The sequence below is a fragment of the Candidatus Amarolinea aalborgensis genome (assembly GCF_900491745.1).
GTDB lineage: Bacteria > Chloroflexota > Anaerolineae > SSC4 > Amarolineaceae > Amarolinea > Amarolinea aalborgensis.
Genome location: NZ_UETR01000001.1, coordinates 394,800 through 418,530, shown reverse-complemented (window position 1 = coordinate 418,530; position 23,731 = coordinate 394,800). Strand labels below are relative to the sequence as shown.

Annotated in this window: 18 protein-coding genes; 9 read left to right on the top strand and 9 right to left on the bottom strand. The window is 63.0% G+C overall.

What is annotated here, in order from left to right; genetic code table 11:
- Window positions 1-28 precede the first annotated feature (28 nt).
- The 3 genes from tnpA to smc all read right to left on the bottom strand — a co-directional run bounded on the left by tnpA (window position 29) and on the right by smc (window position 5,706).
- The gene (gene tnpA / locus ACPQ6D_RS01670; protein WP_423222547.1) at window positions 29-541 is read right to left on the bottom strand and encodes an IS200/IS605 family transposase; all 513 of its coding nucleotides are present in this window, start codon (window positions 539-541) and stop codon (window positions 29-31) included.
- 652 nt (window positions 542-1,193) lie between these two features.
- On the bottom strand, window positions 1,194-2,063 hold the full coding sequence (locus ACPQ6D_RS01665; protein WP_423222546.1) for a DMT family transporter: 870 nt from the start codon (window positions 2,061-2,063) through the stop codon (window positions 1,194-1,196).
- Window positions 2,053-5,706 (bottom strand): chromosome segregation protein SMC, encoded by a 3,654-nt coding sequence (gene smc, locus ACPQ6D_RS01660; RefSeq protein WP_423222545.1) that lies wholly within the window; start codon window positions 5,704-5,706, stop codon window positions 2,053-2,055. Before smc ends, ACPQ6D_RS01665 begins: the two co-directional genes overlap by 11 nt.
- A 325-nt stretch (window positions 5,707-6,031) precedes the next feature.
- Here smc and ACPQ6D_RS01655 point away from each other — a divergent pair, with 325 nt between their 5' ends.
- From ACPQ6D_RS01655 to ACPQ6D_RS01645, 3 genes are read left to right on the top strand one after another with little or no spacing between them, the layout of a single operon-like run.
- A complete protein-coding gene (locus ACPQ6D_RS01655; protein WP_423222544.1) occupies window positions 6,032-10,150 on the top strand; it encodes an N-acetylmuramoyl-L-alanine amidase in 4,119 nt (1,372 codons plus the stop codon).
- Window positions 10,147-12,225 (top strand): M23 family metallopeptidase, encoded by a 2,079-nt coding sequence (locus ACPQ6D_RS01650; RefSeq protein WP_423222543.1) that lies wholly within the window; start codon window positions 10,147-10,149, stop codon window positions 12,223-12,225. Before ACPQ6D_RS01655 ends, ACPQ6D_RS01650 begins: the two co-directional genes overlap by 4 nt.
- A 37-nt stretch (window positions 12,226-12,262) precedes the next feature.
- Window positions 12,263-13,189 carry a magnesium transporter CorA family protein gene (locus tag ACPQ6D_RS01645; protein ID WP_423222542.1) on the top strand — a complete coding sequence of 309 codons (927 nt, stop codon included), beginning with the start codon at window positions 12,263-12,265 and terminating at the stop codon, window positions 13,187-13,189.
- 4 nt (window positions 13,190-13,193) lie between these two features.
- On the opposite strand, the gene ACPQ6D_RS01640 is transcribed toward ACPQ6D_RS01645, so the two are convergent.
- Window positions 13,194-13,823, bottom strand: coding sequence for a cyclase family protein (locus ACPQ6D_RS01640; RefSeq protein ID WP_423222541.1), 630 nt, complete (start codon window positions 13,821-13,823; stop codon window positions 13,194-13,196).
- Between the two features lie 287 nt (window positions 13,824-14,110).
- Between ACPQ6D_RS01640 and ACPQ6D_RS01635 the strand changes: the two genes are divergently transcribed.
- The 5 genes from ACPQ6D_RS01635 (at window position 14,111) to ACPQ6D_RS01615 (ending at window position 17,882) form a co-directional block, all read left to right on the top strand.
- Window positions 14,111-15,034, top strand: a complete 924-nt coding sequence (locus ACPQ6D_RS01635) for a class I fructose-bisphosphate aldolase (protein WP_423222540.1) — start codon at window positions 14,111-14,113, stop codon at window positions 15,032-15,034.
- 115 nt (window positions 15,035-15,149) lie between these two features.
- Window positions 15,150-15,806, top strand: a complete 657-nt coding sequence (gene rpe, locus ACPQ6D_RS01630; protein ID WP_423222539.1) for a ribulose-phosphate 3-epimerase — start codon at window positions 15,150-15,152, stop codon at window positions 15,804-15,806.
- A gap of 22 nt (window positions 15,807-15,828) precedes the next feature.
- Complete coding sequence (locus ACPQ6D_RS01625) at window positions 15,829-16,167, top strand: DUF2442 domain-containing protein (protein WP_423222538.1); 339 nt, start codon at window positions 15,829-15,831, stop codon at window positions 16,165-16,167.
- 59 nt (window positions 16,168-16,226) lie between these two features.
- Window positions 16,227-16,562, top strand: a complete 336-nt coding sequence (locus tag ACPQ6D_RS01620) for a XisI protein (protein WP_423222537.1) — start codon at window positions 16,227-16,229, stop codon at window positions 16,560-16,562.
- A 345-nt stretch (window positions 16,563-16,907) separates the two neighbouring features.
- A complete protein-coding gene (locus ACPQ6D_RS01615) occupies window positions 16,908-17,882 on the top strand; it encodes a D-alanine--D-alanine ligase family protein (protein WP_423222536.1) in 975 nt (324 codons plus the stop codon).
- A gap of 4 nt (window positions 17,883-17,886) precedes the next feature.
- Here ACPQ6D_RS01615 and ACPQ6D_RS01610 read toward each other — a convergent pair whose 3' ends face one another.
- The 5 genes from ACPQ6D_RS01610 to htpG all read right to left on the bottom strand — a co-directional run bounded on the left by ACPQ6D_RS01610 (window position 17,887) and on the right by htpG (window position 22,981).
- Window positions 17,887-18,336 carry an NUDIX hydrolase gene (locus tag ACPQ6D_RS01610; RefSeq protein WP_423222535.1) on the bottom strand — a complete coding sequence of 150 codons (450 nt, stop codon included), beginning with the start codon at window positions 18,334-18,336 and terminating at the stop codon, window positions 17,887-17,889.
- Window positions 18,337-18,372: 36 nt separating this feature from the next.
- Window positions 18,373-19,086: a hypothetical protein gene (locus ACPQ6D_RS01605; protein ID WP_423222534.1), complete on the bottom strand. Its 714-nt coding sequence runs from the start codon at window positions 19,084-19,086 to the stop codon at window positions 18,373-18,375.
- Window positions 19,083-19,970 (bottom strand): ABC transporter ATP-binding protein, encoded by an 888-nt coding sequence (locus ACPQ6D_RS01600; protein ID WP_423222533.1) that lies wholly within the window; start codon window positions 19,968-19,970, stop codon window positions 19,083-19,085. Before ACPQ6D_RS01600 ends, ACPQ6D_RS01605 begins: the two co-directional genes overlap by 4 nt.
- Window positions 19,971-20,284: 314 nt before the next feature.
- On the bottom strand, window positions 20,285-21,052 hold the full coding sequence (locus ACPQ6D_RS01595; RefSeq protein WP_423222532.1) for a sulfite exporter TauE/SafE family protein: 768 nt from the start codon (window positions 21,050-21,052) through the stop codon (window positions 20,285-20,287).
- Between the two features lie 33 nt (window positions 21,053-21,085).
- Entirely contained in the window at window positions 21,086-22,981 is a 1,896-nt protein-coding gene (gene htpG, locus ACPQ6D_RS01590; protein ID WP_423222531.1) for a molecular chaperone HtpG, read from the bottom strand.
- Window positions 22,982-23,300: 319 nt separating this feature from the next.
- Between htpG and ACPQ6D_RS01585 the strand changes: the two genes are divergently transcribed.
- Window positions 23,301-23,522, top strand: coding sequence for a hypothetical protein (locus ACPQ6D_RS01585; RefSeq protein WP_423222530.1), 222 nt, complete (start codon window positions 23,301-23,303; stop codon window positions 23,520-23,522).
- Window positions 23,523-23,731 lie beyond the last annotated feature (209 nt).

The following is a 23,731-nucleotide window of genomic DNA, read 5'->3' as shown; positions in this document are numbered from 1 at the left end:
GCACAGGCTGCTTCAACCTTCAAGGTGGCTAAAAAGGAAAAGGTGAATCGTTGGGCATTCCATAGCTGGGGGAAGGCTCGCGCAGGGCAGGTACCGGCGGAGGTTGACCGCCCACGGCATCGGACGGCCCCTCGTCAATCTCGTCGTAGCGTTCCAACCAAGCATTGATGGTGTTTTGAGCATGATGCTCCTTTTGCCTATGCACGTAGGCTTCGGCATCGGGTCGTTGACGCTGCCCCAAGGTCAAGACGCCATAGCCTCGCTGCCAACCGAAATGGAAGGGAAGGCCTTGCTGATTAAGATCATGAGAAGAAGCCCCCTTCACGTGCTTGACCCAGTGGGAAACGGCCACGTGAGGAGGGATGGCGGTTACGACATGCGTGTGATCGGTCCAGCCGTTGATGGCGTAAACGTAAGCGCCAAGCTCAGCGGATATACGAATGATGTAGGCGAAAAGCCGCGGCTCGATGTCGGATGTGATGAAGGGTTCGCGGTTCTTGGTCGCCCAAACGAGATGGTAATAGTTGCGCCAGAAGGGCATCGGAAATCCTCCCTGAACAGCCACCGAATGAATTCGGCGTCTGAAATATCAAAACCCGTTGAAACGGGTTGGCGTGGGCAAAACAACCTGCTTCAGCAGGTTTGCCATGCCAGACCGTGAATTCATTCACTCATTCACGGGGCTCACGGGGCGATCATCGCCAGCCACCGAATGAATTCGGCGTCTGAAATATCAAAACCCGTTGAAACGGGTTGACGTGGGCAAAACAACCTGCTTCAGCAGGTTTGCCATGCCAGACCGTGAATTCATTCACGGGGCGATCATCGCCAGCCACCGAATGAATTCGGCGTCTGAAATATCAAGACCCGTTGAAACGGGTTGACGTGGGCAAAACAACCTGCTTCAGCAGGTTTGCCATGCCAGACCGTGAATTCATTCACGGGGCGATCATCGCCAGCCACCGAATGAATTCGGCGTCTGAAATATCAAAACCCGTTGAAACGGGTTGGCGTGGGCAAAACAACCTGCTTCAGCAGGTTTGCCATGCCAGACCGTGAATTCATTCACTCACGGGGCTCATTCACGGGACTTGCACGCGCTGGCTCAGTTCCGAAAGAGATAATGCCGTCATCGTGAGTGGATTGTACCATAACCATGCAACGATCACAACGAGATCCGCCGGTGGTGTGACCTACCGCGCGAGGTACAGCCCGCCCAGCACGAACACCGCGCCCCCGATCGTCTGCCAGGTCAAGGTCTCGCCCAGGGTGACGACGGCGATCAGGCTGGCGGTGACGGGAATGAGGAAGAGGAAGAGACCGGCGCGGCTGGCATCCATGCGCGCCAGCATCTGCCACCAGGCCAGGTTGGCGAGCGCGCTGCTGCCGATGCCCAGCGCCAACAGCAGCGCCCACGTGGTTGGCAGCGCGGGGATGGTCAGCCCTTGCCAGACGGCGGCCGGCAGCAAGAAGAGCGCGCCAAAGCCAGCGACCAGGCCAGTCAAAACAGCCGGGGGCGTGCGGCCGACCAACGGCTTGCCGTAGATCGAGTAGAGCGCAGCGCACAGCGCAGCCGCCAGCGTGATGAGGTCTCCGGCCAGGGTGCTGGCGCCCACCGCAGGCGCGGCGCCCTGCCAGACGATGATGGCCACGCCGCTGAAGGCCAGCGCCAGGCCGAGCCAGCCGCGCCGGCCCAGCCGTTCGCCCAACCAGACCACGCCCAGCAGCGCGGTGAACAGGCCGATGGCGTTCATGATGAGGCTGCTGTGGATGGCGCTGGTGCGGGTCAGGCCAATGTTCTGCAGGCCGTAGAGCAGGCTGACGCCGAGCAGGCTGAGCAGCGCCAGGCGCCATCCATCCTGCCGCAGCGCCTGGCGCACCGGCGGCCCCTGCCCGGTCAGCGGCAGGTAGACCGCGAAGAACAAGGCCGCCAGCAGCCAGCGCCAAAAGGCCAGGCCCCACGCGTTGACCTCCTGCAAGGCCAGCTTCGACCAGGTGAAACTGGCGGACCAGAAGAAAACGCTGGCGACGACAGCCAGCGCGGCCCAGGGCCTACGCGACATGTTGTGTTTCGACCTGGCGACCGCCGACGTCGGCCGGCAAATCTTCCAGGCGCAGCGACAACACCTGCGAGGCGTTGTCCGCGCCCATGGAGACGCCATAGATGGTCTGCGCCGCTTCGACGGTGCCGCGGTTGTGGGTGATGACGATGAACTGGGTGTCGTGCGCCAGGCGGCCGAGCGCGTCGCGAAAACGCCCCACGTTCGCTTCGTCCAGGGCCGCATCCACCTCGTCGAGAATGCAGAATGGCGGCGGGCTGACGCTGAGCACGCTGAAGATCAGCGCGGCCGCGGTCAGGGCGCGTTCGCCGCCGGAGAGCAGCGCCAGGCTCTGCGGCCGCTTGCCCGGCGGCCGGGCAATGATCTCAATGCCGGTCGTCGCCAGGCTGTCGCCGTCGCTCAGGCTGAGGCGCGCGCTGCCGCCGCCAAAAAGCATGCTGAAGTATTCCTTGAAGCGCTCGGCAATGGCGCGGAAGGTCTTGCGGAACTCCCGCTCCATCACCTTCTCCAGTTCGGCGATGACCTGGCGCAGGCCGGCGGCGCCCTTCTCCAAATCGGCCACCTGCTCGACCAGGAACGCATGGCGGCCGGACGTTTCTTCGTACTCAGCCGGCGCGTCGGGGTTCACGCTGCCCAGTCGCGTGAGCTGCTGACGCAGGCGCTGCACTTCGGCTTCCAGCCCTTCTGGCGGACTCTCGACCACCGGCAGGGCCTCCACCAGCGCGCCCATCGGCAGCGGCGGTTGATCGGCCAGCTCCGCGCTGCGTTCCAACTGCACCAACCCGAAGTCGTGTTCGATGTCACGGCGCAGCCGCGCCAGCGCGTCCTGGCGGCGCTCCAATTCCAGGCGCGCCTGGTTCAACTGCAGCTCCGCGCTGCGCGCCTGCTGGCGCGCGCGGTCAGCCACCGCTTCTTGCTGCGATTGTGACGCTTCCACCTGCGCCAGCTCCGCCTCGGCCGGGTCAATCTGATCCTGGAAGGTCTTGATCTGCCCGGCCAGCGCTGCGTCCTGCGCGGCCAGCTCGCGCACGTGACCGGCCAGGCGCTCCAATTCGGCTTGCCACTCCGCGGCGCGGGCGCGGCGGGCCGCAGCCTGCGCCGCAGCTCCCTCACGCGCAACGCGCGCCTGCTGCGCCAACGCCTCCTGGGTCGAGACCTGCGCCTGCGCAGTCGCCAGGCTGGCCCGCGCAGCCGCCACAGCCTGATCGAGATCGTCGGCCGCCAGCGCGGCCAGCGCCTGCCGCGCGGCGCTGATCGCGCTCTGCGCGGCCGACTGTTGGGCTTCGTGCTGCGTCAGCGTGACTTGCAGCGCGCTGACCCGCGCCGCCAGCGCGCCGCTTTCTTCTGCGGCCTGCCGCGCCAGGTCGGCGTGCCAGCGTTCCGCCTGGCGCTGGCGATCGAGGTCGCGCTGCACCTGGTTGAGCGCCTCGCGCCCGGCCGCACGCTGTTGTTCCTGCTGTGTCTGGACGCTGCGCAGTTGGCGCTGGCTGTCGAGCGCGGCCTGGCGCTTCGCTTCAGCCTGGCGCACCTGCGCGTCGAGCTGCCGGCTGCGCGCCTTCAGCGCCTCGATGGCCGCAGGCAGCTCTCGCCATTCGCGCTCGCGCGCCAGCACCGAACCTTCCTGGCGATTGCGCGCGGAACTGCCGCCGCTGACGCTGCCGCCGGGCCGCACCAGGTCGCCTTCCAGCGTCGCCAGCGTCGGCTGCGGGCCGCTGCCCAACCCCTGGCGCACGCGGCGCGCCGCGGCCAGGTCTTCAGTGACGACAATGCGGTTGAGCAGGTATTGAACCAGGGACGCCAGCCGCGGCTCGGTCTCCACCAGGTCGGCGGCGACGCCGAGCACCCCCGCGCCGTGCGGTACGCGGATGGGCGGCGCTGGCCGGATCGTGTCCAGGGGCAAAAACGTGGCCCGTCCGCCGTCGGTGCGCTTGAGAAACGCGATGGCTGTTTCGGCCACATCCCAGGTTTCAACCACGATGTCCTGCAGTTGGCCGCCCAGGGCCGCTTCGAGCGCGGTTTCCAGGTGGCTGGGCACGCGGATGAGCGACGACACCGCGCCCAAAATGCCCCGCGGGAGCTGCGGCCGCGTGCTGGACAGATCGGCGAGCACGGCGCGCGCGCCCGCGGCAAAACCTGCGCCTTCGCTGCGCAGACGCGTCAGCACGTCGAAGCGGCCCTGCAGGCTGGCGCCTTCGCGGCCCAGGTCGCTCAACGCGGCGGCCAGTTGGCGGCGTTCGCTTTCGGCCTGCTCGGCCAGGGCGGCCTGCTCGGCCTGCGCCTTCACCAGGCGCTGGATCTCAGTCTGCGCCGCGGCCTGCTCGGCTTCCAGCGCGCCCAGCCGCTGCGCCAGGGCGACCCCGCCCGCGCGACCGGCCTCGATGGCGGCCGCGTGTTCGGCCTCCGTCTTCTGCAAGGCTGCCTGGCGTTCACCGATCTGGGCCAACTGCGCACGCGCGGCCTGCTGCGCGGCGAGCAGGCGATTGGCTTCGGCCTGCGCCTGTTCCAACGCACGTTGGCGGGCCTGTCGGCCGGCCAGGCGCGTCGCCAGGGCCTCTTCCGCGCGGCGCAGCGCGATCCGCTGCGCCTCGGCCTCAGCCTGGCGCGCGGTCAACGTCTCTTGCAGCGCCAGCAGTCGTTCGGCGGCCGCGGCTTCTTGGGCCTGCAGACCGGCCAAATCGGAGACCGCTTCACGCTGGCGCACGCTGAGCTGGCGCTGGCGCTCTTCACTGACCGCCAGCTCGCGCTGAACGGCCTCGGCCTGGCGGTGCAGCGCGCTGGCCGTGCGATGCCAGTCGCCCAGGTGCTGGCGCAGGTCGGCGTGACGCGCGCGCTGCGCCAGCAGATTGGCCTCCAGGCGCGCCAGGTCGGCCTGAAACTGGCGCTGCAGGTCCGCCGCGCTGCGCTCAGCCTGCTGCGCGCGTTCGAATTCGCCCAGCAGGGCGTGCCAGCGGTAGCCATACCAGGTGCGCAGCAGAGCATGCAGATCGGCCTGCAGCTGCCTGGCCTGGTTGGCCTTGTCGGCCGCCAGTTTGAGATGCCGCAGGCGCGGCGTCATCTCCTCCAGCAAATCATGCACACGCTGCAAATTGGTCTTGGTTTCATCGAGGCGGCGCAAGGCCTCGTCGCGCTTGGCCTGCTGTGCGGTAATGCCTGCGGCCTCTTCGAAGAGCGCGCGGCGCTCATCGGGCCGCTGTGAGAGCACCTGGTCCACCAGGCCCTGCCCGATGACCGTGTAGGTGCGGCGGCTGAGGCCTGAACGGCTGAGCAGCTCGGCGATGTCCTTGAGGCGCACGCGGGTGCCATTGAGGAGGTATTCATTTTCACCGGAGCGATAGGCGCGGCGAATGATTGTGACCTCCTGGAAGTCTAGCGGCAGGGAGCCATCGCTGTTGTCCAGGGTCAAGCGCACCTCGGCCATGCCCAGGCGCGCGCGCTGATCGCTGCCCGAGAAGATCATGTCTTCGGTCTTCTTGCCGCGCAGCAGGTTAAAGCTCTGCTCGCCCAGCACCCAACGCACGGCGTCGGCTACGTTCGATTTACCAGAGCCATTGGGGCCAATGACGGCGGTTACGCCGGTGTTGAAGGCGAAGTCAGTGCGATTGGCGAAGGATTTGTAGCCTTGTAGTTCAAGTTGCTTGAGGCGCATTAGTCTCCACGGAGGCGGGCCAGATAACTCATTCTAGCACCGGGACATGGAAAGGCAAAAAAGAGATTGGAGACCGGAGATCGGAGATCGGAGATCGGAGACCGGAGACCGGAGACCGGAGACCGGAGATCGGAGACCGGAGATTTTCACTTGCTCAAAAGCGCCGGGAGGCGTATAATGGCATTAGTCCAAGTCAACCATTGCACACGAAGCCCCACCCGAACGAACGCCAGGCGCACTCGCCACTCTGCGCTTTGCACTTTGCTCTCTGCACTTTGCGCTTCATGCTCTGCGCTTTGCATTTCCGATCATGGAGGTTTCACCGATGTCACGTCCCATGTTCGACTCCGAATACCTGTACGGACTGCACGATCCCGGCGGTGAGCAGTTGATGCTCGATGCAGGCGCGCCGGGGTGGGTGGTCATTTCCGAGCAAATTGAGGCCAATCCCAACGACACCGGCGGCGGTAATTACACCTCTCTCTCCGGTCGCGGCATCGGTGTGATCGTGCGCCTGAACTACAACCACAACGCCCAGGGCACCATTCCTCATTCATCGCGCTACGAAGACTTTGCCAAGCGCTGCGCCAATTTTGTACGCAGCTCGCAGGGCTGCCGCATCTGGATCATCGGCAATGAGCCCAATCTCGCCAATGAGCGCCCGGTTGCGCCGCCGGAAACGATCACGCCAGAGCTGTATGCGCGCTGCTACCGCTTGTGCCGCCGCGCCATCCACGCCGTGGATGCGCAGGCGCAGGTGCTGGTGGCGGGCGTGGCGCCCTGGAATATCGAAACCGGCGACTGGATCGAGTATTTCGCCTCGGTCCTGAGATTCGTGACCGGCGAATGCGATGGCTTCGCCCTGCACACCTATGGGCGCAGCAGCGATCCGGCAACCGTCACCAGCGCGGAGACCATGGATCCCCCTTACAACCGCTACAACAAGCAGTTCCCCACCTACAAAGATTTCCTGCGCGTGGTGCCGGCATCCATGCGCTCCTTACCTTGTTACATCACCGAAACCGACTACAACGGACCGTGGGAAGATCGTAACACCGGCTGGGTGCGCCGGGCCTATGACGAGATCAACCAGTGGAACCAGACGCCCGGCAACCAGGTTATCCGCGCGCTGGTGCTCTATCGTTGGGCCAATCACGACCACTTCGTGATCGAAACCAAGAACGGCGCCAAGGAGGACTTCAAGCAGGCGCTGAGCGCGGGCTACAAGTGGCCGCAACGGCCGGTCGCCGATGACCCATGGGCCGCGCTGCGCAAGCGCCTGGGCGACCTGGAGGCGCAGGTAGCTAAACTGCTGGCTGACCTGCAGAAGATGCTTGGTGCCGGTTCGCCCGTCTCCAGCGCGCTCATGGCAAAGGTCACGGACCTGACCACGCGTGCGGGCGCGGCGCCAAGCGCCGCCTCAGAAACTGAGGCGCTCGGCCGCGGCGTAACCAGCCTGGAAGCGCTGTTGGCCCTGCCGCCGGGCGCCGTGCCGCAGCCGGACCTGCAAGACCTGCGTGGCAGTCTGCCCCAGACCGCGCCTTACCCCACGCGTGATGTGGGCGCGATCCGCCGCATCGTCGTTCACCATACGGGGATTGCCGATGGCAACCTCTCGCCACAGACCATTGCCCAGTCTTTGATCCGCACAGGAAAGTTGGGCATCACCTACCATTTCCTCATCAACACGGATGGCGCGATCTACTGGACACAGCCGCTGGAAGCCGTTGTGCCGACAAGCAGGGCCGACGTCAACGCGGACAGCATCGCGGTAGCCCTGGGCGGCAACTTCATGGCCGCTGTGCCGGCCGATGCACAGATGGCGAGCGCAGCGCACCTGATCGCCTGGCTGCTGTCAACGACCAAGTTGGGCGTAGAGGCAATCTTTGGCCGGCGGGAAGTCGAAAAGGGCATTCCCTCGCCTGGCGACCAATGGGACACAGGCGCCCGCTATCGCGAGCGCCTGCTGGCGGATGTGCAGACGTGGCTGAACAAACCGCCGGACGACACGGAACTGACGCGGCTGCGCCGGCGCGTGGATGAACTGACGACCCAGTTCAGCCAACTGCAGACCATCACCGCCCAGTTCCAGCAGGAGACGCAGACGCTGCGCAACACGCTGGCGCAGAAGGAACAGGATTTGGCCGGCCTGCGCGACACGCTGGCGCAGAAAGAGACCGCGCTGGGCGGTTTGCGCGACGCCCTGGCGCAGAAAGAGACCGCGCTGGCCGCTCTGCGTGACACGCTGGCGCAGAAAGAGGCGACCATCGCCGACCTGCGTGAGCAGGTACGGAAGCTGCAGGGCGATCCGCCGGCGTCAGGCGTGGTCAAGCCAGATATCAAAGATCCAGGCCCGTTGAAGCAGCACGACACGAAACGTTATCCAACGCGTCCCTTGAGCGACATCAAGCGCATCATCGTGCATCACACGGTGACTTCCGGCACGCTGACGCCGCAGCGCCTGGCCGAGGCGCAGGTGGGCCAGGGACGGCCAGGCATCACCTATCATTTCCTGATCAGCGGCGATGGCACGATCTACGCCACACAGGCGCTGGAGACGATCACCGAGCAAACCACGCAGCCGGCGCTGGACGCCAACAGTGTGGGCGTGGCCCTGGCCGGCAACTTCACGTCGGTGGCGCCCCCCGCGGAGCAGTTAGCCAGCGCAGCCAAGTTGATCGCCTGGCTGCTGGTAACCTACAACCTCGGCAACGACGCCGTGGTGGGCCGCAGCGAATTGGAGAATGTCGGTTCACCTGGCGCGCAGTGGCTCAGCGGCGCCCGTTTCAAAGATACGCTGCTGGCGGCCGTGCAGGTAGAGCGGGCCAAAGCGCCGCCCGACAACGCCGGCGCGGACAACAGCGCGTTGGTCGCGCAGCTGCGCGGCCAGATCAGCAGCCTGACGCAGGAGCGGGACAGCCTGAAGAGCGCCCTGGCGCAGGCGCAGGCCGACGTGGAGCGTCTGCGCAGCGCTGGCGGTCAGGTCGCTGCGCTGCAGGCGCAGGTGCAGAGCCTGCTGAGTACGGTCGCCGCGCGCGAGGCCACGATCGCACAACTGCAAGCCGACATGGCGCCGTTGCAGGCGCAGGTGCAGAGCCTGCTAGGCGCGGTCGCGGCACGCGAGGCCACAATTGGTCAATTGCAGAACACCATCGCGCAGTTGCAGGCGCAGATTGCGCAGCTTCAGGCCGATAAACCGGCGGGCGTGCCGCAGCCCGCGATCGTGGACATGATCGGCAAGCTGGAAACGCACCCCACGCTGCCGCCCTACGCCACGCGCACGCGTCCGATTTCCCTGATTGCGGTGCACCATACCGATACGCCGCTGACGCACACCGTGCAGAACATTGCGCACTATCACGTGTTCGGCACGCGCACGAATGCGAAGGGCGAGACGGTCAAAGAGCCGTGGCCGGGTATCGCGTATCACTACATCGTGGCCCCCGATGGCGTGATTTATCACTGCCAACCTGATGACATTCGCTCCTACCAGGCAGGCTCCTACCAGGGCAAGGAACCGAACAATTACGCCGTGGCGGTGAGCCTGATCGGCCGCTTCATGCGCACCGATTTGAACGGCAACCCACACCCGCCAGAAAAGCAGGAACCGACGCCGCCCCAACTGGCAAGCGCGACGCAGTTGATTGCCTGGCTGATGCAGAAGTACAACATTCCCCTGGACGCGCAATTCAAGGACGGCGTTCCAGAGACCGGCGTCGTGGGCCATCGCGATATCTGGGATCAAGTCCAAAAATACACCACTGAGTGCCCCGGCGACCAATGGAAGACCGGCAACGCCTGGCGCAACAAGCTCTACAAGGCCGTGCAGGGCTGGCTGGACGGTCAGCCCAAGAGCAGCGCCAAGCAGATCAAGCATTATCTGCTGTTCTGGGACCACGGCGCGGACTGGGCGCAGGCGGACTGGCGCAATGCGCAGGACTACATGGCGTTCTTCCGCCCCACGGCGGGCTTCTCGGTCGCGGACGCCATGCAGGCGGAAGTCGTGACCATTGTGGGCGGCGAGCTCGGGGTATCCGGCGCGGACGAGGCGCGGCTGAAAGCGGCCGGCTGCCAGGTTTTCCGCCTGGCCGGCGCCGATGAGGCGGATACGCATGCCAGGCTGGCAGCCTTGATTGCCGCCGGCACGCCTTATCCAGGTGCGGCGACCAAGACACGCGGCATCGAAACGCCAGACCCGTGGGATCGAGGGCCAGAGCTGTCGTCTGAACTGCCATGGGATGCGTGGACCGTGCCTGACGATTTGGCGCACCTCTCATTCGATCTGAAGACGGAGGATGACCTCATTGATATTCCCGGCGTCACCCGCACGGTCCCTCCGAGCGCCAAGTCGAAATCTCGCAGCTCGAAGCCAAAATCGCCAGCGCCGAAGAGTGGGCAAAAACCGGCGCGCAAGGGCCGTAAAGCCACGGGAGGCGCGACATGAACAAACTTGGCTTCTACATCGAAGTATCAACCCGACAGTGGATCCCCGAAGCCCTGGTCGAAGCCAAGCCGCCGACTATTCTTTGGCATGCGGGCGATCGCGGCAAATTACAGGAAATCCGTAATTGGCGCTCACCAGATTCGTTCATCATCGGTCGCATGTACCTGACGAATCAAGAACAAGACGCCATGCTGGATAGCGCCGACCCAGCCGCGGCCGGCCGCAGCCTGGCCGACCGGATTCTAAACTACGATTACGGCTACGCCACCGAAAAGGTCAACGGCCGCCTGCTGATTGACGCCTGGATGAGCCTCAACGAGCCGATTCCCGGGCCAGCCTCAAGCGATTTCCAGAGCAAACCGGCTGAAGTCCAAAAGAGGCTACGCGCCTATGATGCATTCCAGGTCGGTTTTCGTGAGCGCCTGCAAACCAAAAATCTGGAAGCCGTTGGGTTCAATTTCGCGGCTGGTAATTTCACACAGGCCAGTCATTACCTGGACTGGTTCCCGCGCACGCTGGAAACGCACAAATATCTCGGTTTTCATGAGTACGGCTGGCCGGCGCTCAAGCCAGGGCCTGATGTGGCCTCCGGCGCGCTTCTCTATCGCACGTGCATGGAAGGCATTCGGCAGAAGTATGGCAACCGGCATGAGGTCATCATCACCGAATGTGGCCTGGCGCGCATGTACAAGCACCCGGTGGATCCGCCGGGTGATGTGGGGTGGTTGTCGCCTGGGGAAACCATCTCCCAGGACCAATACTGGGAATCGCTGGCCTGGTACAACGCCGAGCTGTGCCGTGACGCGTATGTCAAAGGCGCATGCCTCTACCAGGTGGGTCATGGCGGCGGCAAGTGGGAAACCTTCCGTCACCTGGGCGTAGACAACCAGGGCCAATCCATCCAGATCATCTCGCGCATGGCGAAGCTGCGCGACGAGCCGGTGCAGCCTGTGCAGCCTGTGCAACCGCCCGCGCCGCCGACGCCGCCGCCCGCACCGGGGACGCCGCCGACGCCGCCGCCAGTCGAACCACCGCCGACCGATCTGGCGGGGCTGAAACAGCGCGCGGCCGCGTTGGAAACGAAGCTGACGCCAACGGTTGCGCAATTAACTCCGCTCGCGCAACTGGCGGCCCAAAAACCGCTGCTCGACGCGGTCGCCAGGCAGGTTGCGCAAGCGGCCGACACGCTCAAGGCGGTCGCGGCCTTGCAGGCGCGCGTCCAGCAGGCGCAGGCGCAGGTGGCGCAGCGCAGCGATGCCACCCCCGCGCTGCGGCAGCGCGTCGCCGACCTGCAAACCGCCCTGGCGGCTCTTCAGGGCCGCGTGAAGGCCGTGGCCGACCTGGGAACAACCGTGGCGCAGACGCAGCAGGACTTGCAGAAAGCCGTGGCCGGATTGGGGAACGTGCCCGCGCTGCAGAAGCAGACGAGCGATCTGCTGGCGGCCATCAGGCAGTTACTTAAAGACATAGACAACTGGCCGCCCATCGGCGATGAGATCAGCCTGCAAAACCCGGCGCCGGGCATCCGTATCTCGCAGAGCTTCGGCAAAAACCCCGAAGTGTACAAACCCTTCGGCTTTGCCGGCCATGAAGGCATTGACTACGCATGCCCGATCGGAACCTCCATCCTGGCCGCGGCCGACGGGGTGGTCTTCCGCACGGGGGCCACCGCAGGGAAATTTGGCCCCAATAAGGATCAAGGTGCCTATGGCATCAGAGTCATTGTCGAACACACGTGGGGCGACCAGAAGGGCTATACCATCTATGCGCACCTGTCCAGCGTCTCGGTCAACGTAGACGACCGCGTGAACGCAGGCGCCGTGGTGGGCAAGAGCGGCAACACCGGCAATTCGAGCGGCGCGCATCTGCACTTCAGCCTGGTCTTGGTGGACAAGAAAAATCCGGGCTACCCTGTTGCTGCTACCCTGGCCGCCAACGCGTGGTATCATGACCCGGCTCCGTTCATGGCCGGCAGTCGCGGCGCGGATGACTGGATAGACGATTGGTTCGAAGGCGACATGGACGACGGCGAAGAGATCGTGTGCCTGCCGCCGGGCGAGTTCGACGAGGTATAGCAGGCGCCAGCCGCGATAACAGCAAAGGCCACAGCCGATGATCACTGTGTATGAGATTCACCCCGATGCGCTCACCGTGGCGCCAAGTCCCACGGCGGGCTGTTGGATCAACGTTCTTGAAGCAACGCAGGAAGACGCCGCGCAGCTGGAGGCTTGGGGCTTCCCTTCCAACTACATCACGTATGCGCTGGATCCAGGCGAGCGGGCGCGCGTCGAGCACAGCCAGGGCGTGACCCTGATCGTTTTCCTTATTCCGCACGCCAAGCCGACGCCCATAGACACGCCCTACGCGACGGTGCCGCTGGGCATTCTGATCACCGAAAGCAACATCGTCACCATCTGCTGTACGCGCAGCCACATCCTGCGCGACATTGCGGCAGGCAAGATCCCGGACATGCCGACGGTGCGCAAACGCCAGTTCATCTTGAGGCTGCTGCTGCGCATCAGCGAGCAGTACCTCAAATACCTGCGTACGATTGATGCGGCCGTCGAGCAGGTGCAGATTCGTCTCCATCATTCCTTGCAGAATCGCGAGGTGTTGGAGCTGCTGAAGTATCAGAAATGCCTGGTCTATTTCATCACAGCCCTGCGCTCGAATGAGCTGATGCTCAAGCGCCTGCAGAAGAGTGATCTGCTGACCGAAGCCGAAGATGAAGCGCTGCTGGAAGATGTGCTGATCGAGGTGCGGCAGGCCATCGAGCTGACTGAGATTTCGGAAAGCATTTTGGGGCAGATGATGGGGGCGTTCGCCTCGATCATCTCGAACAATCTGAACGTGGTGATGAAATTCCTGGCGGCCGTGACCATCATCATCAGCCTGCCGACCCTGGTCGCCAGTTTCTTCGGCATGAACGTCAACCTACCAGCGGCGAATCATCCCTTGGCCTTCTGGTTTGTGCTGGGCCTGGCTGGCGCGCTGGCGATCAGCATTGTGATCTTCTTCTGGCGCAAACGCTGGTTGTGAGACGTCAATCCTGCGCCAGCGTGCGCAGCACCACGCGCGCCGGCGCGCCGTCGCTCTCGGCAATGCGCAGCGGCAGCGCCATGATCTCGTAATCGCCGTCCGGCACGCCGCGCAGGCACAGGTTTTCGACAATCAACACATCATGGCGCAGAAATGCCAGGTGAGCCGCCAGGTCAGCGCTGCTGGCCGGGTCTACCGATGGCGTATCAACGCCGATCAAGCGCAGGCCTTGACCGCCCAACCAGGCAGCCGCCTCTGGCGTGAAGTAGATGAGATCGTGGTCGAAAACATCGTTGGGCACATCGCTGCCGCGCGTGTGCACGATCAACCGTGCAACGCCAGTCAGATCGAGCGACTGAACGGCGGCGAGCGTGATGGCGTCCTGCACCGCTATCGTGACGACGCGCGCCAGACCGATGAGCGCATCGAGCGGCACGCGGTCAATGCCCAATCCCGCGTCGCTGTTGTGGCGTGGGGCATCCACATGCGTCCCGGCATGGACGCTCATCGTAATGGAACTGAGGTTGCAGGCGTCACCCTGCTGCAGCAGCAGGTTCTGCGTTACCGAAACAGGCGTGTCGCCAGGGAAAACCGCGGTGCGGGGGCTTAATGTGCGTGAAAGATCATAGAACATAAGACGCCAGCCGAAGCTCCTTTCAGAACGCAGCGCTCAAAGGTGGGGCTTTTGCGCCTGACTATACCACAGCAGGCGCCGACTGTCCACGAAACCAAGCCCTCCAATGCCTTCGATACGGCCCATTTGCACCTTTTCGTTTGGCGCGTGGTGTTGAATAGTGGTATACTGTGAATGAAAAAGCGACATCGCGGTTCCCCTGATCCAATGCCTGCCGTGTAATGAGTATTTAGCCGCGTGCATTGCGGCGCCCATCTTTTCAAACGTGTAGGAGGCGATTTTTCGTCATGAAAGACCGAGTGCGTGAAATTCTCAGTTGGTATTCAAGCGACAACCCTGGCGTCAAGACAAACCTGGCGCGCATGCTCAACCATGGCCGTCTGGGCGGCACGGGCAAGCTGGTCATCCTGCCAGTTGACCAGGGCTTTGAGCACGGGCCGGCGCGCAGCTTTGCGCCCAATCCGCCCGGTTACAGCCCGCTCTACCATTTCCAGTTGGCGGTTGATGCCGGCCTGAACGCCTATGCAGCGCCGTTGGGCTTCCTGGAAGCCGGCGCGGCCGAGTACGCGGGCGATGTGCCCCTGATCCTCAAAGCCAATAATCACGACATGCTGCACGGCGAAACCGACCCCATCTCCGCCGTGACTGCGAGCGTGGATGACGCCCTGCGCCTGGGCTGCGTGGGCATCGGATTTACCATCTATCCTGGCTCCGTCTACCGCAACACCATGTACGAACAGCTGCGCGAATTGGCGGCCGAAGCCAAGGCCGTGGGCTTGGTCGTGGTGGTCTGGTCATATCCACGCGGCGGCGACCTGAGCAAACAAGGCGAAACCGCGTTGGACGTAGACGCCTATGCCGCGCAGATTGCCTGCCAGTTGGGCGCTCACATTGTCAAGGTCAAGCTGCCCAGCGACTACCTGGAGCAGTCGGAGGCCAAGAAGGTCTACGAGAAGTACGGAATTCCGCGCGCCACGCTGACTGAGCGCGTTCGCCACATCGTACAGAGCGCGTTCGATGGTCGGCGCGTGGTCATCTTCTCCGGCGGCGCCAAGTCCGGCGACGAACAGGTCTTCGACGAAGTGCGCGCCATTCGCGACGGCGGCGGTTTTGGCTCCATCATGGGCCGCAATGCGTTCCAACGCACGCCCGACGAGGCGCTGAAGTTCCTGGATACGATTGTCAAGCTGTACGCGGGCGAAATCGCCTAAACGTCGTCTTTGCTGCGATAGCTCAAGCAAACGGAAGGGCAAGGCGACTGGCAACAGTCTCGCCTTGCCTTTTCTTTTCATCGGGCAACCATCTGCATTTTTGAGGCGGTCTACCATGTCTATTGGCATTGTTCCTTCGATCCTTTCCGCCGACTTTACCCGCCTGGGCGAACAGGTGCGCGAGGCCGAGGCGGCCGGCTGCGCCCGCATCCAGGTGGATGTGATGGACGGCCATTTCGTCCCCAACATCACGATGGGCCCGCTCGTCGTCGAAGCCGTGCGCCGTTGCTGCACGGTTCCCATCGAAGCTCATCTGATGATTACGCAGCCGGAGCGCTACGTGGCCGATTTTGCGCAGGCCGGCGCGGATGTCATCATCGTGCATCTCGAAGCCGCGCCGCATCTGCATCGGCTCTTGCAGCAGATCAAAGGCCTGGGCAAACAGGCCGGCGTGGCGCTCAATCCAGCGACCCCGGCCGTTCTCCTCGACGAGGTGTGGGATTTGCTCGACCTGGTGCTGGTGATGACCGTCAACCCCGGTTTTGGCGGGCAAGCCTTCATCCCCGCCATGTTGCCGAAGCTGACCGCAGTGCGCCGCCTAGTCAACGAGCGCGGCCTGGCTTGCGACATCGAAGTGGATGGCGGCATTGGTCCGCAGACCATCGGCCTGGTCGCCGCGGCCGGCGCCAACCTGGCCGTGGCCGGGTCGGCGGTGTTCAATCAGACACGTTCGGTTCGGGAGAACCTAAGACAACTGAAAGATCTAGCATAGATTCAAGGAACCAATCGAAACAATGAGCCCCAGAGTTTTCCGTGATGAAACAGCGACAACCTGGTACGACATAGGGTTTCCTGTATCTGCCTACATCTTTCCACACGAAACACTCCTTCAGGATGTTCGTTTCGATGATACTTATATTCACCTGCACATGACCGATGGGCGTAGATTGTCTGTGCCTCTACAGTGGATTCCTACCCTGTACCATGCAGCCCCATCTGAGCGGGAAAAGTACGAAATCGGTCCTAATCGGAAGATGGTCATCTGGGATCCAGACAAATGCGCCATCAATGATGAACTACGCATTGATGACTATCTGATCGCACGTCCTCGTCCGAGCAACGGTCGCTCATGACTAGTCACAAGACTGACCGTGTCAGAAACGCCCTGATCAAAGAATGAAGGAATTGTCGCATGGATAGACAAGCTGACTACCGGCGCATGATCAAGCAAGTGCTCTACGACCATGCGCAGATTCGATACAGCCATGGCGAAATTGAACGGCTAGCGGTTTGTGATGAGGAAAACGACAGTTACCTCGTGCTGGCGATTGGCTGGGACGATAACCGGCGAGTCCATTCCGTGGTATTTCATCTCCGTATCCGTGATGGCAAGATTTGGATCGAAGAAGATTGGACCGAGAATGGCGTTGCTGGCGAGTTAATGGAATTGGGCGTTCCAAAAGACCAGATTGTCCTCGGCTTTCACTCCCCCTTCAAGCGGCAGTACACCGAGTTTGCCGTCGCATGAACCGAGATTTCCTCCTGATCCTGGAGGAGTTAGCTGCTGACCTGTAAGAGTGAGGTCAATTGAAACGATTGAACAGCGTATACGATTTCGACCTGTTTTTGAAATATCAACCGCTGGCGCCAATCCCTGAAACTGACATCTTTGGCGCCACACAGAAAGAGATCCGCGCGGACGAAGAGCGATGGAACCAGCAGTTTGCCGATTCGCGTGACAAATTGCGTGCGCTGGCTCTCGAAGCTGCAGAGGAATTTCGCAGCGGGCGCACAAAACCGATGCAGTTTACATCTGACGGGGGATCGGTCCAATGAATTCTCATACCACGGCACGGTTTTTGACACGTCTACGATGAATATCTGCATCCTGATACCGGGTTACACTGACTCTACCTCACTCACCAAAGACGTGGACATTGCCTACGATGCGGCGCCTTACCTGCCTGGGCATACCTGCACCACGGTCGTGATCGAAAGAGGCGCGGTGGACGCGCAGGTGGCCGCGCTCGTGCACCGGGGCTTCGATCTCTTCCTCAACCTGTGCGACTGCACCATCTACGAAGATTGCGCGGGCCTGGATGTCCTGCTGGCCCTAGAGCGCCTGGGCGTTGCTTACACCGGCGCCAATGCGGCCTTCTTTGCCCACACCCGGCATGATCTCAAGGCGGCGTGCCGGGCCTCAGGGATCAAGACGCCGGCCTACGCCTTTGTGCAGAGCCTTGACCAATTAGCGGCTCTCACGCGCACTTTGCGTTTTCCGCTCATTGCCAAACACCCCGATAGTTATTGCAGCGTCGGGCTGACGCGTGAGTCACGCGTGGAAACGCCGGCGCAGCTGGGTGTCCAGGCCGGGCGCATGCTCGACGCGTTTGGCGGCGTGCTGATTGAGGAGTTCATCGAAGGCCGCGAGCTGACGGCGCTGATCATCGAAGACCCGGATGCGCCAGCGCAGCCTGTTGTCTTTCAGCCGCTGGAGTTTCTTTTTCCAGCAGGTGAAAGTTTCAAGCACTTTGATCTCAAATGGGTGGATTACCGGGGCATAACCAGTGTTCCTTGCCAGGATACGGCGCTCAGCGCACGCCTGCAAGAGGCTGCTCGCCGCCTGTTTGTCGCGCTCAACGGCAATGGCTATGCCCGCTTCGACTACCGCGTGGACCGCGCCGGCGAGATCTACGTCCTGGACTCCAACGCCAACTGCGGCCTTTTCTATCCGGCGGAGACGCCTGGCAGCGCCGACCTCATCCTGCAGCACGAGCCGGGCGGCTTGCAACGCTTTGTTGACCTCTTGTTGCGCGGCGCCCTCAAGCGGCGTCAGGCCGTCGAGTAAGCGTTCAGCGTTTCTCAGCCTGCAGGAGAGACAGAACGTTGTTTGGAAAGAGGATCGCGCGTCCGCTCGTGAAATCATCCCACGGACGCCAGACGGCCGTGTAAGGGGTCAGGTTATCCTCAGTCACTTCAAACCGGTCTCCGCGCTGGCGTAGCGCCTGCAAGTCATCCAGAGTCACTGCATAAATCTGGCAGATTTCGTGGCCGGTCTGACCCAAGTGCACGAAGATATTCTCCACCGTGCCCAGGTAGCGCGCCTGCGTCACGGTCACCCCCAGTTCTTCGGCCAGTTCGCGGCGCAAGGCTGCCTCGCTCGGCTCGCCGAACTCGATGCCGCCGCCAATCAAGCGGCAGAAGCGCGCATCCCCAGGAACCTCGTCCTTCACCCTCATCACCAGCACGTCGTCGCGATGGCGAATGTAGGCCAACGCCAGGGCGCGAATGTTACCTGTCATGAGTCATGCCTCCCGGTTGACGGCCCTGGCGCAGGCTTATTCGCTCCACACCAGGTCCTTGCGCGCAAAGAGCCAGTCTGCGACGATGAAGCAGAGGAGGGCGTAGCCGAGCACGAGCAGCGCGGCCTGCACCAGGTTCGCACTGGTGAACGGCGTTAACGTGATCGAGATCGGATCAAGGATGCGCTGCCAAAGGCCGAGTAGGAACGTTTGATGCGCCTGCGTCAGTTCAAACTGGTAATCGTAGATGGCCGCGAACGCCGCGACCAGCGCGTAGACGATGATGTGCGAGCTTCCCCGGCTGGCCAGGTTGGTCAGCAGTAATCCGAAGAAACTGGCAAAGAGGAAGAGGCACGGCCAGATCAGGGCCAACAACAGCCACTCGCGACCGGTCAGCGGGGTGGTGAACTTGTGCTGCAGCAGGGCCATGCCGGTAATAAGGCCGCTGAGGATGAGGGTGAGCGCCAGCGCGGTTAGAACTACTGCCAGCAGCAGCTCACTGCGCTGGTGCAGGCGCGCGATGAAGGGAAAGGTCGCGGCCCGGTTGAAGCGGCCGGCCAGCAGTAAAACGCTGACGATCGCAATCACAATCATCGCGGCCGGGGTCACTGTCGCGAAATAGGCTGGCGTGGCGCCGTATTGAAAGGCGATGCCGTAGAAGGTGAGCGCCAGGGCAAGGGGAACAAAGCTCTGCCAGGAGCGGAAGAAGTCCTTGGTGATGAACCAGGCCAGGGTCAAAATGCGGCTCACGGACGAATCGCCTCCAGGTAAATCTCCTCCAGGTTCGCCTGCTGCTGCACCAACCCTTGCACATCCAGCCCGGCATCGAGAAGAAGACGCAGGACAGCCGTCTTGTGCGCGATGGCTGCGCCCACCAGGGTGATGCGGTTGCCCTCCACGGCGATGTCTGGCGCCTGACTGCGCAGCGCGGTCAGCAGGTCGGCATGGGGAGGCTCCAGTAAATGGGCATCCACCTTGATCTGCACGTGCGGCTCGGCCAACAGCACGCTGTTGAGGGCGCCGATGCGCGTCACGCGGCCGGCGCTGAGGATGGCCACATGGCTGCAGAGCTGCGCTACCTCGTTCAACTGATGGGTGCTCAACACCACGGTCTTGCCAGCCTGCTGCAGAGACAGGATCAAGTTGCGCATCTGTACTTGCCCGGCTGGATCCAGCCCAGCCGCCGGCTCGTCGAGCAGGAGCAAGGCCGGGTCGCCGATGAGCGCCTGGGCCACGGCCAGACGTTGGCGCATCCCTTTGGAGCAGGTGCGAATACGCCGGCCCGCCATATCGCTGAGGCCCACGGTGTGCAGAACGCCGGCGACGGCGTCGCGATGGGCGCGACCGCGCAGGCCAGCCAGGCTGGCCGCGGTGCGGAGATAGTCATCCACGCGTGAGGTTTCTGGGAACGATGGCCGTTCGGGCAGGTAGCCGATGTGCTGAGGCGAGGCCTGGCACTGAATCTGGCCGCCATTGGCCGCGATGAAGCCCATGACCAGCTTGAGCAGGGTGGACTTCCCGGCGCCGTTGGGGCCAAGCAGGCCGAAGACGGCGCCGGTGGGCACCTCCAGGCTAACCCCGCGCAGGGCCGGCGTTTCATTGTACGATTTAGTCACATTGTTGACGAGCAGCAAGAGAACTCCTCGAGAAGCAGCCGCTGAGGCAGAATGTACCGCGCCATTTTACCACCATCCGGCCAGATGCCGAAAATGACCGCCGAATGAATCGGGGTGAAGGGATGTTCCGCCGCAAACACAGCCGCCGAATGAATTCGGGGCGCAGAGGCGTGCCGCCGCCAGGCCGGCCTGCGCCGGCCGCATCGGGGGAAGGAGACGGAAGTGCGTGGCGCCATGCAGCCGCCGAATGAATTTGGGTCGCATGGGCGTGCCGCCGCCAGGACTTCGGCGAGCTCAGTCGAGTCGCCAGCCTGCGCCGGCCGGCACATCCACTAAAAAAGCAGGTAGTACAACCCCACGCTGATGCCAACCGCCACCACCAGCCGGCGCAGAAGCGTGGGGGAGATATGGCCGGCCACGCGGCCGCCAATGACCCCGCCGATGATGGCGCCCAGGGCCATGACCAGCGCGGCCGGCCACAGCACGCGACCGGAGAAAACGAAGAAGAGCGCGGCCGCGATGTTGACGGCAAAGGCGATTGCCTGTTTGAGCGCATTGAGCCGCGTAAGATCATCATCCAGGGTCACGCCAAGCACGGCCAGAATGATCACGCTGAGCCCGGCGCCGAAATAGCCGCCATAAACGGCGGCGGCGAAGATCGGCGCGGCCACCCAGGCGGGATGACGCGAGGATGATCCATCGCGCTGGCGTGCGACCACCCAGGCGCGCACACGGGGCTGCGCGGCCAGCAAGCCCGAAGCCAACAGGATCAGATAGGGCACCAGGCTGCGAAAGAGCCGTTCGGTGGTCAACAAGAGCAAGAAGCCGCCGACCAGTCCACCCAACGCGCCGACCGGCACAAGCAGCCAGGCGCGCCGTTCTTGCCCACGCAGATCACGCGCCTGCGCCAGCGTCGCGCCGAGGTAGCCGGGCGTCAGGGCCACGGTGTTGGTGACGTTCGCAGTCACGGCCGGCACACCGAGCGCGGTCAACGTTGGAAAGGAGATCAGCGTTCCCCCGCCCGCGATGGCATTGACCGCGCCGGCTCCGGCGGCCGCCAGGAAAAGTACGAACCAGTGGCCCAGGCTGAAAACATTCATGATGGCTACGCGGCCCTTGACCGCAGCCGGGCGTCAGTCCGCATCGGTTTCGGCGCGGCGCGTCGCATGCGCGGCGCGCGCCAGTAGTTCTTGAATCCCGGCCACCATGGCCGCCGGGTTTGGATGGATGCCTTCTTGCAGCAGCGCGCTTTCGTAGAGCTGCTCAATTTCCAGGCGCACCAGGTCAGGCTGGCGATCGGCGGCCGCCAGGAAAGCCAGGTCTTGCACCAGGGGATGGCTGCGGTTGAGCTCCAGCACCTTCTTCGGCGCGTCGAAAGGTTGATCGAGCAGCTTGTAGACGCGCTGCATCTCCTGGTTCATGGCCCCTTCAGGCGAGACCAGGCGGCACGGGCTGGTGCTGAGCGCCTTCGACGCACGCACTTCTTGCACGCGGTCGCCCAGGATTTCAACAAAACGACTGACCAGGCGGTTGAAATTGGCGTCGGCCACAGGCTCACGCGCCGGCTCATCGGCTTTTTCTGGCAGCGGCGGCAGATCGAGATCCGCGCTGTCCACATTCTTGAGCGGCTTGCCGTCGAACTCGCGCAGCGCCACCATCATGAAGCTGTCAACCGTTTCTACCAGCGTCAACACCTCGATGTTGCGCTGCTTGAGCGGATCGAGGTGCGGACTGCGCTGCACCGACGTCAGGTCTTCGCCCAGGATGTAGTAGATTTCTTTCTGCTCGCTCGGCATGCGCTCGACGTAAGCCGGCAGGGAGACCCACGCGTCCGCAGCGGCAGCCTGGGTCGAGTGAAAACGCAGCAGGGGTAGCAGGCTGTCTTTGCCGACCAGGTCGGTGGCAACGCCTTCTTTGATGAAGCCGCCAAATTCCTGCCAAAATATGCGGTAGTCATCCGGCTTCTCGGTCGCCAGGCTGGCCAATTCTTTGACCAGGCGGCCTGTGAGCGCCTTCTGAATTTGCGCCAACAGCCGATTATTCTGCACCGTCTCCCGCGAGACATTGAGCGGAATGTCCTCTGAATCGAGCACGCCTTCGACGAAGCGGAAATGGTTGGGCAGCAGGTCTTTGTTGTACTCTTGGATCAACACATGGCTGGAATAGAGCTTCAGGCCGAAGTCCTTGCGCAGGCCCAACATCCCTTTCTCGCGCGTGCGTGGAACGAAGAGCACGGCGTGAATGTCAACCGGGGCATCGGCCACGTAATGCAGGTGCAAGAGCGGCTTCTCGAAGTCCAGGGTCAACTGCTGATAGAACGTGTCGTACTCCTCGGCGCTCACCTCACGCGGCGCGCGGCGCCAGAGCGGGGTGCGCTGATTGGCGACCTTGTCCTGCAGATAGATCGGAAACGCTACAAAGTCAGAGTGCTTCTTGATAATCTGCTCCAGGCGCCAGGCGGTCAGGAACTCGACGGCATCTTCCTTGAGGTGCAGGATGACATCGGTGCCGCGCGACCTGCGCGCGGCCAGGCCAACGGTGTACTGATTGTCGCCCGTGCTGCTCCACTGGGCGGCTTCCGCGTCAGGCCGGTAGGAACGAGAGATGACCTGGATCCGGTCGGCCACCATGAACGCGGCGTAGAAGCCCACGCCAAAGCGGCCAATGACCTCGGTGAGCGGGCGCTTCTCTTGCGTCAACTGCTTGAGAAAGGCGGCCGCGCCCGAATGGGCAATCGTACCCAGGTTCTCGATCATCTCCGCCTGCGTCATCCCAATCCCGCTGTCGCTGACCGTCAAGGTTTTAGCGTCGGGGTCAAAGGCGATGTGCACGGCCAGTTCCGCGTCTATGTCGAGGACATCCTGGTTGGTCAGCATCTCGAACTGCACGCGGCTAAGCGCATCCGAGGCATTGGAGATCAGCTCGCGCAGGAAAATCTCCCGGTCGGTGTACAGGGAATGAACCAGGATATGCAGGAGCTGCTGAATCTCCGCACGAAACTCATAGGATTGTTGGATTTGATCGGGCATCGCTGTCTTCTCCCAGAAAAGCTTGATGAATCAGGACGCCGGCTCACCGGCATCCTGCCGATTATTCTAGTCGAATCTGCCATAATGACAAAGCCGCGTGGGGCGAAGATCGGATTCCGCGCGCGACGGCCGGTTTCGGTAACGAATGTCCAACGCGTGTTATAATAGGCCAGAGGCGGCAGCGAGTTGAGGAAAAAGCGCGCTGAATGGCAGCAGCGGCGACCAGGCCGCGAACACGGCGACTCTCGATTCGTTAGTTGTCACGTACGCCAAATTTCACAGCGAAGACCATCGCACACAATCGGCTTGGAGGAACATCATGGCAGGCAAACGCGACGAGAAGGCGCCCAAGGTGATCATGCTGACGATCACTGGGCCGAATGGAGAGAGTTGGGGAGAATTGGCTGCGGCGGCCAAAGAATTCAAGACCGGCAGCGTAGGCTTTTATGCCAGCGGCAAGATCATCAATCCCGCCAATCCAGAGGCGACCTACCAGGTGGGGTGCAATATCACCCTGGTCGGCAGCAAAGCCGACGCATGAGACAGCGCGCATTTCAATTTCGGGCCTGACAGCCCCGCAGGGGTTTGCCTCTCGTAGCGGGATGGCGTGCGCGCAACCAACGCCGCCCGACCGTGAACGGATCGGGCTACGAGGTGGAAGGCCCTAGCGGGCCTGACAGCCCCGCAGGGGCTTGCCTCGCGTAGCGGGATGGCCTCTGGTCTCCGGCGGGGTTGGCGGCCGGATGGCGT

Coding starts and splice junctions, on each gene's coding strand:
- tnpA (WP_423222547.1), bottom strand. CDS start 541: ATGCCCTTCTGGCGCAACTATTACCATCTCGTTTGGGCGACCAAGAAC.
- ACPQ6D_RS01665 (WP_423222546.1), bottom strand. CDS start 2,063: ATGTCGCGTAGGCCCTGGGCCGCGCTGGCTGTCGTCGCCAGCGTTTTC.
- smc (WP_423222545.1), bottom strand. CDS start 5,706: ATGCGCCTCAAGCAACTTGAACTACAAGGCTACAAATCCTTCGCCAAT.
- ACPQ6D_RS01655 (WP_423222544.1), top strand. CDS start 6,032: ATGTCACGTCCCATGTTCGACTCCGAATACCTGTACGGACTGCACGAT.
- ACPQ6D_RS01650 (WP_423222543.1), top strand. CDS start 10,147: ATGAACAAACTTGGCTTCTACATCGAAGTATCAACCCGACAGTGGATC.
- ACPQ6D_RS01645 (WP_423222542.1), top strand. CDS start 12,263: ATGATCACTGTGTATGAGATTCACCCCGATGCGCTCACCGTGGCGCCA.
- ACPQ6D_RS01640 (WP_423222541.1), bottom strand. CDS start 13,823: ATGTTCTATGATCTTTCACGCACATTAAGCCCCCGCACCGCGGTTTTC.
- ACPQ6D_RS01635 (WP_423222540.1), top strand. CDS start 14,111: ATGAAAGACCGAGTGCGTGAAATTCTCAGTTGGTATTCAAGCGACAAC.
- rpe (WP_423222539.1), top strand. CDS start 15,150: ATGTCTATTGGCATTGTTCCTTCGATCCTTTCCGCCGACTTTACCCGC.
- ACPQ6D_RS01625 (WP_423222538.1), top strand. CDS start 15,829: ATGAGCCCCAGAGTTTTCCGTGATGAAACAGCGACAACCTGGTACGAC.
- ACPQ6D_RS01620 (WP_423222537.1), top strand. CDS start 16,227: ATGGATAGACAAGCTGACTACCGGCGCATGATCAAGCAAGTGCTCTAC.
- ACPQ6D_RS01615 (WP_423222536.1), top strand. CDS start 16,908: ATGAATATCTGCATCCTGATACCGGGTTACACTGACTCTACCTCACTC.
- ACPQ6D_RS01610 (WP_423222535.1), bottom strand. CDS start 18,336: ATGACAGGTAACATTCGCGCCCTGGCGTTGGCCTACATTCGCCATCGC.
- ACPQ6D_RS01595 (WP_423222532.1), bottom strand. CDS start 21,052: ATGAATGTTTTCAGCCTGGGCCACTGGTTCGTACTTTTCCTGGCGGCC.
- htpG (WP_423222531.1), bottom strand. CDS start 22,981: ATGCCCGATCAAATCCAACAATCCTATGAGTTTCGTGCGGAGATTCAG.
- ACPQ6D_RS01585 (WP_423222530.1), top strand. CDS start 23,301: ATGGCAGGCAAACGCGACGAGAAGGCGCCCAAGGTGATCATGCTGACG.